The organism is Bradyrhizobium sp. 132, assembly GCF_023074185.1.
GTDB lineage: Bacteria > Pseudomonadota > Alphaproteobacteria > Rhizobiales > Xanthobacteraceae > Bradyrhizobium.
The window spans coordinates 56,701-71,953 of record NZ_JADPKY010000092.1 but is presented as its reverse complement, the minus strand read 5'-3'; the positions used below and the strand labels follow the sequence as shown (position 1 = coordinate 71,953).

The 15,253-nt window shown below is 62.2% G+C and carries 11 protein-coding genes; 2 read left to right on the top strand and 9 right to left on the bottom strand.

All coding sequences use genetic code 11. The features are described from left to right. Nucleotides 1-135: 135 nt before the first annotated feature. Both IVA74_RS15850 and IVA74_RS15845 read right to left on the bottom strand, forming a co-directional pair. On the bottom strand, nucleotides 136-1,803 hold the full coding sequence (locus tag IVA74_RS15850) for a transposase family protein (protein ID WP_247345411.1): 1,668 nt from the start codon (nucleotides 1,801-1,803) through the stop codon (nucleotides 136-138). A gap of 662 nt (nucleotides 1,804-2,465) precedes the next feature. Next, nucleotides 2,466-3,305: a helix-turn-helix transcriptional regulator gene (locus tag IVA74_RS15845; protein WP_247345408.1), complete on the bottom strand. Its 840-nt coding sequence runs from the start codon at nucleotides 3,303-3,305 to the stop codon at nucleotides 2,466-2,468. Nucleotides 3,306-3,568: 263 nt separating this feature from the next. On the opposite strand from IVA74_RS15845, the gene IVA74_RS15840 reads away from it, so the two are divergent. Beyond that, a complete protein-coding gene (locus IVA74_RS15840; protein ID WP_247345405.1) occupies nucleotides 3,569-5,851 on the top strand; it encodes a helix-turn-helix domain-containing protein in 2,283 nt (760 codons plus the stop codon). Nucleotides 5,852-6,389: 538 nt separating this feature from the next. On the opposite strand, the gene IVA74_RS15835 is transcribed toward IVA74_RS15840, so the two are convergent. The 5 genes from IVA74_RS15835 to IVA74_RS15815 form a co-directional block, all read right to left on the bottom strand. Beyond that, entirely contained in the window at nucleotides 6,390-7,301 is a 912-nt protein-coding gene (locus IVA74_RS15835; RefSeq protein ID WP_247345403.1) for a 3'-5' exonuclease, read from the bottom strand. Then, nucleotides 7,298-9,577: an AAA family ATPase gene (locus IVA74_RS15830; RefSeq protein WP_247345401.1), complete on the bottom strand. Its 2,280-nt coding sequence runs from the start codon at nucleotides 9,575-9,577 to the stop codon at nucleotides 7,298-7,300. Before IVA74_RS15830 ends, IVA74_RS15835 begins: the two co-directional genes overlap by 4 nt. A gap of 145 nt (nucleotides 9,578-9,722) precedes the next feature. Beyond that, entirely contained in the window at nucleotides 9,723-10,175 is a 453-nt protein-coding gene (locus tag IVA74_RS15825; RefSeq protein ID WP_247345399.1) for a hypothetical protein, read from the bottom strand. Between the two features lie 116 nt (nucleotides 10,176-10,291). Further along, nucleotides 10,292-10,870: a hypothetical protein gene (locus tag IVA74_RS15820; RefSeq protein ID WP_247345395.1), complete on the bottom strand. Its 579-nt coding sequence runs from the start codon at nucleotides 10,868-10,870 to the stop codon at nucleotides 10,292-10,294. Continuing rightward, a complete protein-coding gene (locus tag IVA74_RS15815) occupies nucleotides 10,870-11,322 on the bottom strand; it encodes a hypothetical protein (RefSeq protein ID WP_247345393.1) in 453 nt (150 codons plus the stop codon). Before IVA74_RS15815 ends, IVA74_RS15820 begins: the two co-directional genes overlap by 1 nt. A gap of 72 nt (nucleotides 11,323-11,394) precedes the next feature. Here IVA74_RS15815 and IVA74_RS15810 point away from each other — a divergent pair, with 72 nt between their 5' ends. Continuing rightward, on the top strand, nucleotides 11,395-11,679 hold the full coding sequence (locus IVA74_RS15810) for a helix-turn-helix transcriptional regulator (protein WP_247445498.1): 285 nt from the start codon (nucleotides 11,395-11,397) through the stop codon (nucleotides 11,677-11,679). Between the two features lie 719 nt (nucleotides 11,680-12,398). On the opposite strand, the gene IVA74_RS15805 is transcribed toward IVA74_RS15810, so the two are convergent. Both IVA74_RS15805 and IVA74_RS15800 read right to left on the bottom strand, forming a co-directional pair. Beyond that, entirely contained in the window at nucleotides 12,399-12,635 is a 237-nt protein-coding gene (locus IVA74_RS15805) for an ABC transporter permease subunit (protein ID WP_346730950.1), read from the bottom strand. A gap of 130 nt (nucleotides 12,636-12,765) precedes the next feature. Then, the gene (locus IVA74_RS15800; protein ID WP_247345385.1) at nucleotides 12,766-15,120 is read right to left on the bottom strand and encodes a membrane-bound PQQ-dependent dehydrogenase, glucose/quinate/shikimate family; all 2,355 of its coding nucleotides are present in this window, start codon (nucleotides 15,118-15,120) and stop codon (nucleotides 12,766-12,768) included. Between the last annotated feature and the right edge of the window lie 133 nt (nucleotides 15,121-15,253).

The window sequence follows — 15,253 nt, the reverse complement described above, 5'->3', positions numbered from 1 at the left end:
ATCAGGGCCGACGGTCGCAGGGCTCGCTGCATCATGTTGATTCCCTTGTGAAACCAACGCGAGCCGGCGCCTGAACTTCATCAAAAGTGAGTCAGAGCCCAACTTTGACCCCTCGTATTGCCTCACTTGCAGATGTTACCCTGGCGGCGCCGTGGCCGATGACGATCCGAGGTCGCCTGATGGGTCGCGCCAGGTAGCTTTCCCGGCTTGCTCGATGAGAGGGGCTGTGGGCGGGTCGGGCCCTACATAGCCCGAGCCGTCCACAACCCCGGGCAATGGGGCTGCGGTCGTGACGTCCGCAAGCGGCTCCTTCGCGAGCAACTGCTTAACAGTCTTCCGTCGAAGCACCCTCAGCAGACGCTGCACAATAGAATGCTGCGTCGGCCCGAAATCCTCGGGGTATTTCTCGCTCAGCCGGCAGACAATGGCGAGCGCAGTTAGCTGCGGCTGCTCGGCGAGCCAACCCTCGATCACAGCAATATGCGGATCGAGCTTGGACGGCATGCGAACCCTGGTTTTATAGGGCCGACGGGTGCGCCGGTGTGTGGCACGTGGCTCGCCGGAGGTCGTCGTCTTGCCGAGCGTCTTCGCAAAGGTGGCTGTGGTGGCTGGCGCGGTGCTCGTGCTGGCGGCTTGCAGGCCGCGCACTTGTCCGGCACGACGATCGACGCGATTGCCGAGTTCGTCCTGGGTCGCGCGAATCTCGGCCAACAGCCCGACCGGATCGAGCGAGCGATACTGATCGCGCAGCCGCTTCTTTGCGGCTGCGGTGACCTTGGGATGCGCCAATGCACGCTCATAGGGCGTTGATGGGAGATGATAGCGCTTGATCACTTTAGCCCCTTCGCGGCGCTTCTCCTTCAGCTTGAATGACGGCTGGAAGAAGTTGACGTAGAGCCTTGCCGCCGCATAGAGGCGACCCATCACGCGCGCCGTCTCGACGCCATCGAAGCGGCCATAACCCATGAGGCGGCGGACGACGGCACCATTCTTCTGCTCGACGAACGCCTGATCGTTCTTCTTGTAGGCGCGCGAGCGTGTGACTTCGAGCTTCTGTTCGCGACACCATGGCACTACGACATCGTTCATGAAGGCGCTGTCGTTGTCGAAGTCGACGCCGCGCAACAGCCAGGGGAACAGGCTCTGTGCGCGGTTGATCGCCTCGACGACCAGCGAACCTTCCCGCGTCACCAACGGCAGACACTCCGTCCAGCCCGTGGCGACATCGACCATCGTCAAAGTCTGGATGAACGAGCCAGCCACCGACGTTCCGCCATGGGCGACCATGTCGACCTCGCAGAAGCCAGGCGGCGGGCTGTTCCAGTCATTGAACGTGCGGATCGGGACCTCGCGCCGGATTGCCGAATAAAATCCGGCACGGCGTCGCCTGCCACCGCTCGCCGCGACCTTCACGTCCACGAGCAGGCGGTCGATGGTTGCGGGGCTGATCGAGAGAACACAGTCACGATCCGCCTGGCCAAGTCGCAATCGGCCATGTTGCTCGAGGGCAGGCAGCAAGGTCGGGATCATCACCTTGAGCCGCTTGCCGCACACCCGATCCGACGCCTCCCACAGCGCCGTCATCGCGTCCTTGATCGTCGCACCATATCTACGCTTGCGCTCTCGCGGTGCCTCAACTGCGCCGGGCCCAACCGTTGCGCGTCGCCGGAGTGCGCGCACCGCATGCTTGCGATGCCAGCCCGTCGTCGCGCACAGCTCGTCAAGGATCCGCCCCTTCTCCGCTCGTTTGGCCGATCGGTAACGTTCCATCACCGCCGACACCACCTCGCGCCTCGCGCCCATGCTGATCTTTCCCGCCATGGAGGCCAGCGAACCAATTTGGTGGCGCCGCTGCATTCATCGGCGAGAAGTTGTCCAGTAACATTCTGGGTGAGGCAATGCGCAGGCCGAATGACAATCATCTCCACGATATGGGGATGGCGCAGGTCCTGGAGCATCTGCACTTCGCGCCTGAAACCCTCCCGCGCGCGCTCGCCCTCTGGTCCGAACCGCATCCGCTTGATGGCGACCAGCGCCGCAGTGCCACCAATTGATCGGTCGCAACGATGGTGAAGGGCGCCGGCCTCGCGCTCGGTGCCTAGCGCGCGGGAGCTGCGACCGGGCTCTGTGTAGACGGGCGACGTCTCATGGCGCTGACGGCAGTCAAAATGCCTCCACCATAACCGGGCGGAGGATTTAAAACCTGCATGCGCCGCCGGCATTATTGACGAAAGAGAAAGTCGCGGTTGGTCAGCCTAGGGCCTTGTTTTGGGACTGAGTAGTATCCGTGGACGTGCCGTCTTGTGTCAGAAGAACACTGACACGTTCAAGTGCGGCGGCACCAAAAACTGACACGCGGCGCGCGTAAGTACCTGATCAAGAACATGTAATTTTGTGTCAGTTCTGCATCCGCCTTCGGGTAAGCCGGGGGATTACCCGTGGTTTTTCGCATGCAGAACGCTCATTTACCCCGGAAATGCGCGAAACACGCCGGCGATACGGCCGATAACAATTTCGCCAGGGCCGACAGAGCATCCGCCCGAGCCGGGCATCCCGCGTACCGAGATGGAGCCCTGTCGGCCTCGAACGGCAAATCCGTACCCTGGTCGGACGGACGTGTCGTCGCGATCGACGAGCACGCGATCGCCTGCCTTCATGTCGCTCGTGTCGGTTGCCAAGGCGAGCATCGCTAAGCCATCGGGCTTCATGCCCCAGGCCTCCGAGATCAGACCTATCGGGAAGCCCCAAACCCCGGATCTAACGTCACCGTTACCCTCAGGGATGAGGTCCAGTGCGTCGGTTGCGGAGGCCAACTTGCTCGAGACCTGGCTCGGTGTCTCCGTCAGAACCGGAGAATGCGTCGCTCCGCGCCGTGCCTCTGAAGTCAAACTTTCGAGCTCAGGAGGAAGCGCGTCTGAAGAGGCGAGCACAAAAGCCGCGGCGATCTCATCGACTGCTGTGGCTTCGTCTGAAGATACCAATCCCGAAGGGAATTCACCTTTTATTAACCATGCTGCAGTGACGCCGAAGGCGCTCGCGTACTGGCGAGCAGTCCGCGCGGGCAAGCCATGCCGTCCCTTTTCGTGGGCATAATAGGTGCCAGGACGCCAATCAAAGTGCTCGGCCGCGGAAAGAGCAGTTTCAAAAGCCGCAAGACGACGGGCCAAAACGAGACGGCGCGCAACCGACCTACGATCGACCAATTTGAGTAAATAGAGCTCTCTCAGCTTGCTTTCGACCTCATCCCACCCCTCCGGAAGGCCGGGATCGATCCTGTTGGAGAAGGCCTCCTTGTATCGGCGCATCTGCTCCGGAGATGGCCTCCGTGTGCCGGCCTCGTGGGCGGCGTAGGCACTGACTGGCCAAGCAAAGGTCAATGCGGCAGCTCGGGATGACTTGAATCCCGCTAGTAAGCGGTCCCTCCGCAACTCCGTTCCTACTCGCCATCGATCCATCCGAGCCTCTCGATCACTGCGCAGCAATATCGCTTAAAACGCGTTAACCCTCAGTAAGTTTCCGAGTCGCAATACACGGAAACTGGTGCTTCTTTGCTGCAGCAAGGGAGCCAATGACGGTCCGATCCTTCTCAGAACCGGTCGATCCGACCGATGTGTCCATAGTGCCGGACGCCGACGCCGATCTTCAGATCGACGACCGTCCCGCCGTGCCTCCTATCACCCTCGCCGAGCTCGAAATCTTCGTCCGTGCGACCGTGCGCGACCGTGCGCAAGCCGCAGGTTTGAATGACAACAAGGCACAAGCGAGGGTCGATCAAGCGGCCACCGCGCTGAACCGCGCGGGTCTCAAGCGGGACGCGACGCTCCCGGCGCGGCGCGCGCTCGAGACCAGTCTTAAGGACTTGAAGCAGCGCAAGGGCACGAATAATCGCAAGCCCTTGAGCCAAGCGAATTTGGCGCTGGACCTGCTAGGAGAGCTAGAGTCGGCGCGCGAACGCCAAGCGCAGCAACTGCTAAGGTCGCCCCGCCAAGCCGTTGTCGTCGTTCCGACGTTCGGATCGGAGCTCAAGCGCTATCGCAAACTCGCCGGGTACAGCCAGAACGGCCTGGCGAAGAAGTTCGGCATCCATTCTTCGTTCATTTCCCGTTGGGAAGCTGGCATGCTTCCCGAAGACAATGAGAAGCGGCGCGCTCTCGTCATGGCCATCGGCAAAACGATCGGCTGCGGCGGAGAGCGCCTCTGGAACTTGGGCGGCGACCAGTTGCGCGTCACCGACGTGTGGCCTGAAGCAGTGCCGGAGAAGATGCGGCGTCGCGTGTCGAAACTTGCGGGCAATTTGCGCGGACTTTCTTCGAAGAAGCGTTGCGAAGCGCGCCTCAGCGCCTGGACCAAGCTGCAGAACGAAGAGGAAGATGGCCCCAAGCAGAAGCGCTACAGCTTAGGGTTCGATATCGATGCCTGGCCCGGCCTGCTCGCTGAGGACTGGAAATGGCACTTGCGCTTAGTTCTCACCGGCGAGAAATTGCCGCCTGAGCGGACACCGATCATCGAACTGACGGAAGACGAAAAGAAGTCGCGGCCGGTGGATCCGGACACGGGCTTGAAGATCTACGCGTCGGGGGTGCCGCTCTTGGAAGATACGGCACGCAAGCGCACCAAGGATCTGTCCTTGATACTCGGTAGCTGCGTTAACTTGGAGCGGCCGAAGGAAGTGCGTTTCGAGCCACAAGTCGGTGGCTCCGCCAAGAAGTCGGAAGTTCAAGTTCAACCGCCCCCTCTCACGCTCGACCATCTGGCTCAATTGGGTTTTTCCCTCTTGGCTTTTCCCGCTCTCATCGAGCACCACTTCGCTGCGTTGCGACATCGCAGGGGGCTGCAGAAAGCCAAAAACGGCAAGAAAAAGGAGAGCAAGCTCACGCGAGACAGGTCCCGCTACTGTGGCGTGCTGCGGGGCATACTGCACTGTCTCGGACAACAGCCACGCTATGCGGAGCGGCTTGTGCCAATTCCCGCCCTCATCACTGAGAAGGACGTGCGTGCGGCGCGTTCAGACTGGAAGAAATTCTGCGAGGATGCGAGCGCTCGCTACAAGACCATTTACGAGGGCGAGAAGCACCGAGTCTCCGAGCCCTACGATCACGCCGCGGAGATCGAGGGGATCTTGGATGACGAGGAATCGCCGGATGCTCTTTTTGCAATTTTTGAGCATCATTCCGGTTTGCTCAGGTCGACGCCCGAGAGGAACCAGCGTCGGGCACGTCAACTCAAAAAAGCCCTGGCCGCAGGCTTGAAAGCCCAGGCCTTTCTTCGGCCCGGGACCGAACAGCGCCTGAACACCAACAACTTGGTATGTCGCGTCGAACGCGGCAAAGCAGTGTGGCGTCTGCAAGGGCCCAAGCATTATTTCAAGAACCACAGATCTCCCGCCATAAAAAACGGCCTGAACCGCAAGCTGGTCGATCTGGACGGAGTCTTCTACGACATCATCGAAGAATACCTGGAGTGGGCGCGCGGCCATCTTCTGGCTGGCGTACACACAGACGCGCTCATTGTCAGAACACCGTCGAATCCTCGATTTGTCGGAGACAAGGCGTTCAGCGATTGGTGGGTCGAAGTTTCCCGCGAAGCAATGGCTGAGGATCGGCCGGAGTACCACGGCGCAAAGAGGCTGAATTCCATCCAGGTTCGCAAGATCGCAGCGACCGATAGCTTTCGAAAGACCGGCAAGGAAGATGAGGCTGCAAAGGCTCTCGGCAACACCAAGAGGTGTGCGCAAATCTACATCAAAGTGACGGCGGCCGCACTGACCGAAAGCTCCAGTCAGCGTGTTGCCGACGCCGACGCCGCGCGCAGAGACAAGCGCAAGAGCCTGATAGCCCTCGTCGCCGGTTAAGCGCAAGCGATAGCAATGTGACGCGATACGGACGGGGACAAGGTTGGGTTGGACCCCGGCCCTCCCGATCCGCTCGGGTTTTCTTCAAGCACCGAGCCGTCCCTCAAATCGCCGACGTCGCGACCGCGAATCGACCTGTTCCGCTGAAGAGCAAAGGCACATCAGATTGGTGTTTCAGCCCGCAGCGAGCAACCATACTCCGTTGCAAGCATACCTGAACTACGTGCAAACGTTTGCTGTTGGTGCTGTCAATTTCCATCAAAAAACATGAGTAGTTAAATGGTTTACCCGCGAAATGCGGAGAACCTCGCGCGCTTTTCCCGCACAAACTCGACTGGTCACTGACAATGTCGATCCAAAGTGCTGTCGTTGTCAGCGGCGGTTAAGCTCATCTGTTTGCCACGCGAAGGCTCTGGAAAGGCAAGGCAACGCCTTCTCTGCGACGGAGAACAACGACCTAAAGCGGGCGGTCTCGTTACGGGCGCCGACGAACTGTGGACCTTCGGTGAGATGGTCTACCGCCGTTGGAGGCTACGCTTCATCTATCCGAGTAGCGCTCGAAGGCGGTTAACCTGACCACCGAGATATCGGGATTCGAGTTTCTGTAGACGCGCTCCCGAAGGAAGGCGATCTCGGCCACGATGTCCTCTTCGCCACGTTCGACGAACCAGCATTTCCGTCTATCGGGCGACCCGGGATGCCACCTGTACCCTCGTTCCTTCAGTACTTCCCGTGCGGCGAACGGGGTGTCGCCGGCCGAAATGCGAGCGGTCGTCCTCCGCGCCGACGCGAGCAGCGTCGCGAACGCCATCGAGCCGCTCCGCGGTAACTTCTGTCGGAGAACCTCGATGCCGGCGTAGCAGTCGTCCGCGGCCCTGTGCGAATCGAAGTAGAACCCGAAGCCGGCGGCGATCTGTCCTAGCTTCGCTCCTTCGAATCCCTCGGCGGACCAGTCGATCTCCTTGAGCGAGCAGGCCCAGGGCTTGTCTCTGAAGACGGGCCAAAGTCGCTCGCAGAAGGCTCGGTCGAAAGCGCAGTTGTGTGCGACGACAACGGCGCACTCGCGTGCGGCGGCCTCGACGGTGGCGGCGTCGATCGACATGCCCTTCACGGCGGCGTCGGTAATGCCCGTAAGGCGCGACACGGCCTCGGGGATGGGAAAACCGGGATCGCGCAAGCCGGAGTAGGCTTGGCCGACCCAGACGATCTCGCCGTCGGCGCGGTAGCCGATCGGCACCATCGCGAGCTCGATGACGGTATCCTTGCGTGCGTCGAGCCCGGTCGTCTCCACGTCGACGAACAGCCCCCGTCGAAAGAGGTCGGCCGGCACGGGAGCAGGGGCGGGCTCCGCCAGCCGCCTCAGAACCCGAAACCGGCCCGAGGATTCAAGCAAGGCTGCGATCTCCTCCAGGTCGCGGTTGCCCATGTCGATCGGAAAATGCTGGCTCATGACGGAATCCTCAACCTTGCGAGGAGATCGGCGACGGCGAGCCCGTCGATGTGGCGCGCCTGCAGCAGGATCTTCACGATCTCTTCGAGAACGGGACGGTGCGCAGTCAGCTTGGCGAGACAGCTCTCGGCCGCCTTCTGCAGTTCTTCGTGCGCCGCCCGTCTGACTTCGGGATAGCTCATGAGCTCCTCGGTGTCGTCGAGCGATCCGAAGAACAGCAGCGGTACAGGACCGGCCAGCCCAAGCGAGCCGACCATCGCGGAGGCGGTGGTGGTCAGGAGCTGGATATCCGATCCCCTGCGACCTCCGGAGCCGTGCGAATGTTCGGAGAGCAGCAAGCTCTCCGCGGTGCGTCCTGCAATCAGAGTTTCCAGCCGAAGACGATAGTCCGAGTAGGTGCCTGCGAACGGCGGAGGCTTGGTGCGCACCGTGGCGCCGCCGCGCTGGCCGACGGCCGCGATGTTCGCGAACACGCCTTCCGGCGCGCCGAAATTGAGCACGTCCATGAGGATGTGGCCGGCTTCGTGGATCGCGACCCGCCGTTGCGTGTCGAAGTCGCGGTCCTCCTCGGGCGAGACTACGGCGCGCAGGTCCGGCAACATCAGATCTCGCGAGGCATGGCGCGCGATGCGCAGCGCATCCTTGACGATGCGTTCGACGTCGGCGCCGGTGCTGCCGAGCGACAGCATGCAGATCTCCCGCAGGTCCTCGTCGACGAGCCGGACGCCGAGCCTGAAGCGGTACATCTTTTCCAGATCGTTCAGGTCGGGCAAACCGATCCTGATGATGCGGTTTAGCCGACCCGAACGGAGGATCGCGGGATCGCATCTGCTGAGATCGTTTGACGCTCCAAGCAGTATCAGGCCCTCGCGACTCGACGTCGCGCCTTCGCGGCCGCTGGAAATACCGTCTAATTCGGAAATTAATCCGTTTACACAAGCCGTAACGTAGTCAGAGTGGGAATGACGCAATTTGGATCTATCGGCGAACGAGTCGCATTCGTCGATGAACACCAGAATCGGCCGGGGTTTTGCCCTGGCGGCAGCAAAAAAATTGGTCATCTCACGTAAAAAGTGGCCAAGGTGACCTTCGCCTGCGCCCTGAAACTGGCTGTGCGAGCAAGACGCCAGCTCGAGCTTGATGCCCTGCTCGGCGGCCGACCGTTGCATGGCCATCGGGAGCGTCGTCTTGCCGACGCCGGGCGGTCCCTCCAGGCACGCGCCGGCATCGATCGCCGACCAGGGCATACCGGCTTTCCACATCTTCAGATCCGTGATCACGGATTTTGCCCAGCTCACCGCCTCGCTCATGCCGTGCAGGTCGTCGAGCGAGATGTCTCGGACGGATGCCGGCACCCGCTTCAGGACGACGAGGCGTTGGAGCTGAGCGAGGCATTCCTCCGGCGACCGGTCGAACCGGATGCCGATCGAGAGATCGGTGGCGGTGAGCAGCCGTGCGGCATCTTCCTCCATAAGTTCGCGACAAGGTTTGCCGGTGACCACGCGGATCGCAAGCGCGACGATGCGCGCGTCGATGGACGGCAACACGAGCCGGATCGGGTCCGACTTCAGCACCACGGCCGGCAGGTGCGATTCCGCATCGGGCGAGATCGCGATGAACGGAAGCCCCAAACACAGAGCGGAGAGCGCCTCTTTCTCGGGTTCGCTCGTGTCCTTGGTCTTGCGGGGCTGCGTCATGGTCAGGCAGACCATGTCGAAATCTTCCCGCCTGCCGAGGTTGCCGGTATCCATTACCCGCACGCCCTCCGGAAAGAGGACGTCCTGCCAGTTGCCGATAACTCCCTGAAGCAGGTCGCGCTCGGCGACGTCGATGGTGACCACCGGCGCCGCAAGCTTCAGCCGATCGAGCACGTCTTTGCGACCGTCGAACAGACGGGCGAGGAGGAGACGCGCGGCGACCTTGGCGGCGATCACCGGGTACGCAGGACCGGGCTTGGGCCTCTCCGGCAACGTCTCCACTTCGTCGTCGTCCAGCATCTCGATGAACCTGTGGCGGCTGAGTTGCGAGAACGTGTCGGACGGCGCCTCGGACGCCTTCTTCCGGGCCTTGCCGGCCCTCTTCGGAGCCGCCCCGCGCCGGTTCATCGCCTTCACGAAAGCGGCGCGCAGCCTGAATTGCGCAGCCTCCCGCCAGTCATCCCGATAGACCGCGAGCTCCAGCGGACCCATGCCCGCGACGTCCTTGGATGGCGTCGTGTCGTCGGAGGCGGCGACGCTGTCCGGCGCCACGGTGATCTTCGGCAGGGCAGGAGACATCGTCAGGTTATCACCTTTGGGTTCGGCTGAGGTTTGACGTCGGTGTCCTTCCCGGCGCTGGCGAATGAGCTGCCGCCCGCCGCCGGCGGTGGCCAAGTCACCGAGGACGCGAATAGGAAGGCGCCGGTCGGAAGCTCCGCGAAATTCAGGTCTCATGCCCCTTGCGAGGCGGCGCGGACTGCTTGAGGCACGACAGCATATTCGCCACCAGCCACGAGGTGGCGAGCTGCTTGCGAAGCCGGGCCGCGAGCGGCATCTGCCGAAGCTTGATGGACAGCACGAGCGCCGCGGCGGGGTCGTCGAAGGCGCACGCCAGCAGAACCGTCATGGCGAAGTCGACCTTGATGCCGATGGCGTCGGGCGACTTGCAGTCGATCACCATGGCGATGGCGGCCGCGGTGTCGCCCGCGATCGCGCGGCGCCACTCCGGGATTGTGGTGGTCGTACCGCGCACGAAGGCCGTCACCTCCGCCTTGAAGGCGTCCTCTTCGGCCGGGACGGTGCGCCAGTAGCTCAGCACGCGGGGCCAGCCGGAGCCGTGGCGGCGGGCGGGATCGTGCCGCTCGTTGTCGTCGTAGTTCTTCAGGTCAGCCTCCATCGATCGCGCAGCCGACTGCGCGTTCGTTGCGATTGGTGATGTTGCGCGGATCTTTCTCCTGAAGATCCACGGCGGGCCATGCCATGCCTCGCCGGGCCACGCCCCGGCACGGGGAGCTATTTGACCACTTCCTCGACCTGAAAGCGGCCGAACTCGGGGGTGTAGTCGCCGAGGCCGTACAAGCCGGCCATGCGGTAAAACGCGACGATGTCTTCGCGGTCGAGCAGCGAGGTCAGGAACGTGCCGTGGATGACAGCGCTCCAGCCGTCGAACATGGGCCGCGTCCTCACGGTGAGCGAACCGGTCCTACGGATCCGGACTGTCGTGCGGTACCGGAACCGCTCATCCTTCCACAACTCCGGCGCGGTCTTGGGACCATCGTAGTGCAGGAGGGCCGGGCCGTCCGCGCGGAAGGCGGCCTTGGTGGTGTTGCCCATCTTCGTCGGCTTGGCGCCGTCCACGCAGACGCTCTTGATCATGTTCGCCGGAAGGCACGGCGCGCCGTCGTGCAGATACAGCGAACCGTGGAATTCCAGCTCCGCCACCCGCAGATGGTCGGCCTCGGTCCTCTCTCTTTTGCCGGTCACGGCCTCGATCTGCTTGGCCAAGGGATCGAGAGGATCGCCGAGGCGCGAATTGCGCATCAGCATGGGGCCGATGCCCATGAGGCGGAGGGAAATGTGGTCGATGCTCATCAGGTGATCTCCAGGGGCGAGCGGTAGTCGAAGAGGGCGGGAGGCGGCGGCGCCGCCGGCATGGGCGGCGGCGGCTTGAAGGGTGACCGCGCGTACTTGCGGAAGCGCTCCATGCCGGTGACGCCGAGGTGACAGGGATGGCAGAGGGTCGTCAGGTCCTCGGCGAGTTCGCAGCGGAAGTTCCGGTAGGTGCGGTGGTGCACCTCCAGCCTCGCCTCCCGGCGCGAGGCGAAGCACAGCCGGCACCGGTGTCCGGAGGCCTCGAGCTCCGCCAGGCGGGCCGGGCTGGTTTGCCAGGCCGCGCTGCTGATGTAGCGTCCGTAGACCGAAGCGCGATCGGCGGATTCGGCAGGAGCCTCGGAGCAGGGGGTGGAGATGGGCATGTCGTCGGCGGAAGTGGGCTCCGCAGAGGTGATCACGTTCGGCTGGCCGTCGGCGTCGGGGAAGGTCATCAGGGTCCTCGTTCCTTGCGTTGACAGGACCCTAGCGCATGTGGCGCACAAGTGCATCAGGAATGCACAATAATGGTTAACGGAAGGCAAATTGCGTCAGCGCGCGTCTGGCTGGAGATCTCTCAGGCTGAACTTGCACTCGCATCCAAGGTGGCGAAGCGAACGATCGCGCACATCGAGAATGGTGGTCGCATTCCCCACGACCGTACTCTCAAGGCACTCGTCGATTGTCTGCAGGAGATGGGTGTCGAGTTTCTGATGGACGAATACAACGCCGAGCGGGGCGTCGGCATCCGCGTGAGGGACGCCAAGCTGCATCCTTTAATCCAGGAAAGCCGCGACGAGGCGCCGTCGTGACCTTTGCGGGTTGAGGCATTAAGCACGACGCCCAAGCCCACGAGTTCCTAGTATCCGTCGCCTTGGCGGCGAGGTGTCGTCGAAAATTCAGCTTGTGGCTGCGTACTGCCACAATTGTTAGCCGTCGAAGGAGGCCGCTGCGGGTCAAAGTGCGACAGCTCAGGTCGAGCAAATCTGATGCGCTTTACCGCGATGAGCGGACCTCCGGCAGACCTGACCCAACTTCGCAAAGTCGACCCAGGCGTACAAGTTCTCTTGCCGTCTGTTGCGGTTTGTGCGTCGGCAACTAAGCGGCCAACGCGTTGGTCTCCTCAACGCGGCCATGGGCGAGGCGAGCCGGGTCGGACAGCCGATGTGTATTTTGTTGGTCGATACGTGCAAATCTGCAGGCGTTCCGTCGGAGCTTCCGAAGAAGCTTGTCCACGCGCAGGCCACATATTCATCCTCAAACGAGTGAAGGACCGTCGATCCGACGTACGAAGTCAGCTTATTTGACGGCTCCTCCTGTGATACCGGCGATAAAGCGATCGAGAAACAGATTGTAAGCGATGGCCACCGGCACCGCGGCGATCAGGGCACCCGCCATGATCTCACCCCAGAAGAACACGTCGCCGCGGATCAAGTCGGTCGAGACACCCAACGTGATCGGCTTTTGGTCGGATGACGAGACGAAGGTCAGCGCGTAGACAAATTCCTGCAGCGTCAGGTGAACGTAAAGATCACCCCGTCATAATTGCCGGCACCGACAGCGGGATCGCTATCTTGACGAAAGCGCTGAAAAGGCTGCCGCCGTCGACGATTGCGGCCTCCTCGATCTCGACCGGCAGCGCCTTGAAGAATCCCATCAACAGGCAGGAGCAAAATGCGATCGTGTACGTCGAGTAGACCAACACCAGCGACCACATCGAGTTTTGCAGACTGAGCACGGCGATGATCCGGGACAATGGCAGGAACAGCAGGGTTTGGAGGAACCAGGTAGGTTAGGAAGATCATGATGCGGAGAGCTTCGCGCTGTTCTCCCCGTTCTTAGTGGCCCTTGCCCCTCGCAAGTCGTATTTTGTCGAGGCTGCCTCTGCCGACCAGCGGTCAGCGGCCGGTGCTCGGCAACGAGTAGGCGATCAAGGAATCACCGATCGGCGTCTCCATGAAATGATGACCGCCGGCCATGATGACGAGATATTCGCGGCCGCCGGCCTCATAGGTGATCGGCGTGGCCTGGCCGCCGGCAGGAAGCACGTCCTTCCAGACGGTTTTTCCGGTCTTGATGTCGATGGCACGGATCAGATTGTCAGTCGTCGCTGCGATGAAGATAAGTCCGCCGGCAGTCACGACCGCGCCGCCATTGTTAGGCGTGCCGATCGTGATCGGCAGCATCGACGGGATCCCGAACGGGCCGTTCGTCCGGGCTTCACCCAACGGACGATCCCACAGCGTCTTGCCGGTCTTCAGATCGATCGCGCGAATTCCGCCATAGGGCGGCTGCTTGCACAACAATCCGGTGCCGGGTAGCCGCCAGCCGGCATTGACGTTGATCGCATAGGGGGAACCGAGCTGTGGATCGCCCGCGCCTTCCTGCCCCCCGATTTCGCCGCGCGCCTGGTCCCGCGGCGCCCAACCGAGACGATTGGCCTCGTCGCGCGGCACCAGCCGATTATAGTTCGGCATGTCATTGTAATTGGCAACGATGATGTCGCGTACAGGATCGATGGCGATGCCGCCCCAATCGGAGCCGCCATTATAGCCTGGATATTCAATCCAGTGCGGGCTGGCCGTGGGTGGCGTGAAGATACCCTCGTAGCTCGCCTGACGAAACTGGATACGGCAGATCATTTGGTCGATGGGCGACATGCCCCACATGTCCTGCTCGGTGAGATCGGCCTTTCGCAGGGTGTGGTAAAGCGAGAATGGCTGGGTTTTGGCGCGCTGCGCAGGCTCCACGCCGCCTTGCGGCACCGGCCGCTCTTCGACGCCGACGAGCGGCTTGCCCGTGCGGCGGTCGAGCACGAAAATGTCGCCGCGCTTGCTCGGCAGCACCAGCGCCGGCACCGGCTCGCCTTTGTCCGTCGGGAAGTCGACCAGCGTCGCTTGAGAGCCGAGATCGTAGTCCCAGACGTCATTGTGCACGGTCTGGAAATGCCAGGCGGGCTTGCCGGTCGTAACATCTAGCGCGACCAGCGATGTCGCGAACTCTTTCTCGCGGTCCGAGCGGCTGCTGCTCCAGTAGTCCACGGCCGAAACCCCAAGCGGCAGATAGACGAGTCCCAGTTCCTCGTCGCCGGAGGCGGTCGTCCACATGTTGGGCGTGCCCCTTGTAAAGGTTTGTCCAACCGGCGGCGGCGCGCTTGCATCCGGCTTGACCATGTCCCATGCCCAACGCAACGCGCCCGTTTGCGCGTCGTATCCCTGAATCACACCCGAGGGCGCGTCCCGCTTTTGTCCGTCGAGGACTTCGTGCCCGATGAGGATGACGCCGCGAACGATCGTCGGCGCCGAAGTAATCGCGAACATGCCGGGATCGTGCCGGCCGATCCCCGTCGCGGTGTCGACCTGACCGTCATATCCGAATGCCTCGCAGCGCGTCCCGGTCTTCGCATCGATTGCGATCAGGCGTGCGTCAAGCGTGCCTTCGATGATGCGGCTGGCACAGGCCGCGCCCTGATCGGCATTGAACAGTTCGTAATATGCAAGGCCTCTGCAAGCCGCGGTGTACGGAATGAACTCGTCCGGGACGCGCGGGTCAAATCGCCAGATCTGCTTGCCGGTCTTCGCGTCGACCGCGATAACGATGTTCTTGGGCGTGCAAACGTAGAGGTTATCCCCCACCTTGAGCGGGGTGTTCTCTGCGCCGTATGTGCCCTTTGTGTTCTTGGTAGGCAAGTCGCCGGTATGAAAGGTCCAGACCTTGGTGAGCTTGGCGACGTTCGTCGAGTTGATCTCGTCGAGCGGCGAATAGCGGCGCGCACTGTAGCTGCCGCCATAGGCAGGCCAATCTGAGCCTGCCTTGAGAGACGAAGGGTCGGTCATTGCGACGGTCGGAGACGGCATTACGCGAGGAGCGGCGCTTGCCGGCCGAAAAGCTCCGGTCATCAACACAGTTGTGGCTACCAGCAGTACAAGCCCGGCAGCGATTGTAGCCGCAGCTTCATACTGGTGGCGAATGGGGCGAAGCTTCGGTGTGAGCGCCAGGACGGCGATCAGCAAAATGGCCGGTCCGACAGTCCGGGGCACCAGCGCCCAACCGTTGGCGCCAACTTCCCAGAACGCCCAGGCGAGGGTGAGCAGGAAGAGCAGAAGGTAAAGCCATGCGCCTTCAACGCGCCGGCGGGCCAACAGGAGACCCGAGACGATCAGGACGATTCCGCTGGGCAGATAATAGAAGGAGCCTCCCAACCAAAGCAGCCAAGCACCGCCGGCCCCGAGCACGAGGCCGATCAGAACCATGACTCCGCCAAGGGTGAATGCCGCCCAATCTGCAGCGCGATACGTCTGAGCCATACCAGTTACTCGTCATAGATTGATGCTTTGCTCCAGATCCAAGAGTGCGTCCGCAGCTTTGGTTCCCACATTTGCGGGT

Coding starts and splice junctions, on each gene's coding strand:
- IVA74_RS15850 (WP_247345411.1), bottom strand. CDS start 1,803: ATGGGCGCGAGGCGCGAGGTGGTGTCGGCGGTGATGGAACGTTACCGA.
- IVA74_RS15845 (WP_247345408.1), bottom strand. CDS start 3,305: ATGCGCCGATACAAGGAGGCCTTCTCCAACAGGATCGATCCCGGCCTT.
- IVA74_RS15840 (WP_247345405.1), top strand. CDS start 3,569: ATGACGGTCCGATCCTTCTCAGAACCGGTCGATCCGACCGATGTGTCC.
- IVA74_RS15835 (WP_247345403.1), bottom strand. CDS start 7,301: ATGAGCCAGCATTTTCCGATCGACATGGGCAACCGCGACCTGGAGGAG.
- IVA74_RS15830 (WP_247345401.1), bottom strand. CDS start 9,577: ATGTCTCCTGCCCTGCCGAAGATCACCGTGGCGCCGGACAGCGTCGCC.
- IVA74_RS15825 (WP_247345399.1), bottom strand. CDS start 10,175: ATGGAGGCTGACCTGAAGAACTACGACGACAACGAGCGGCACGATCCC.
- IVA74_RS15820 (WP_247345395.1), bottom strand. CDS start 10,870: ATGAGCATCGACCACATTTCCCTCCGCCTCATGGGCATCGGCCCCATG.
- IVA74_RS15815 (WP_247345393.1), bottom strand. CDS start 11,322: ATGACCTTCCCCGACGCCGACGGCCAGCCGAACGTGATCACCTCTGCG.
- IVA74_RS15810 (WP_247445498.1), top strand. CDS start 11,395: ATGGTTAACGGAAGGCAAATTGCGTCAGCGCGCGTCTGGCTGGAGATC.
- IVA74_RS15800 (WP_247345385.1), bottom strand. CDS start 15,120: ATGGTTCTGATCGGCCTCGTGCTCGGGGCCGGCGGTGCTTGGCTGCTT.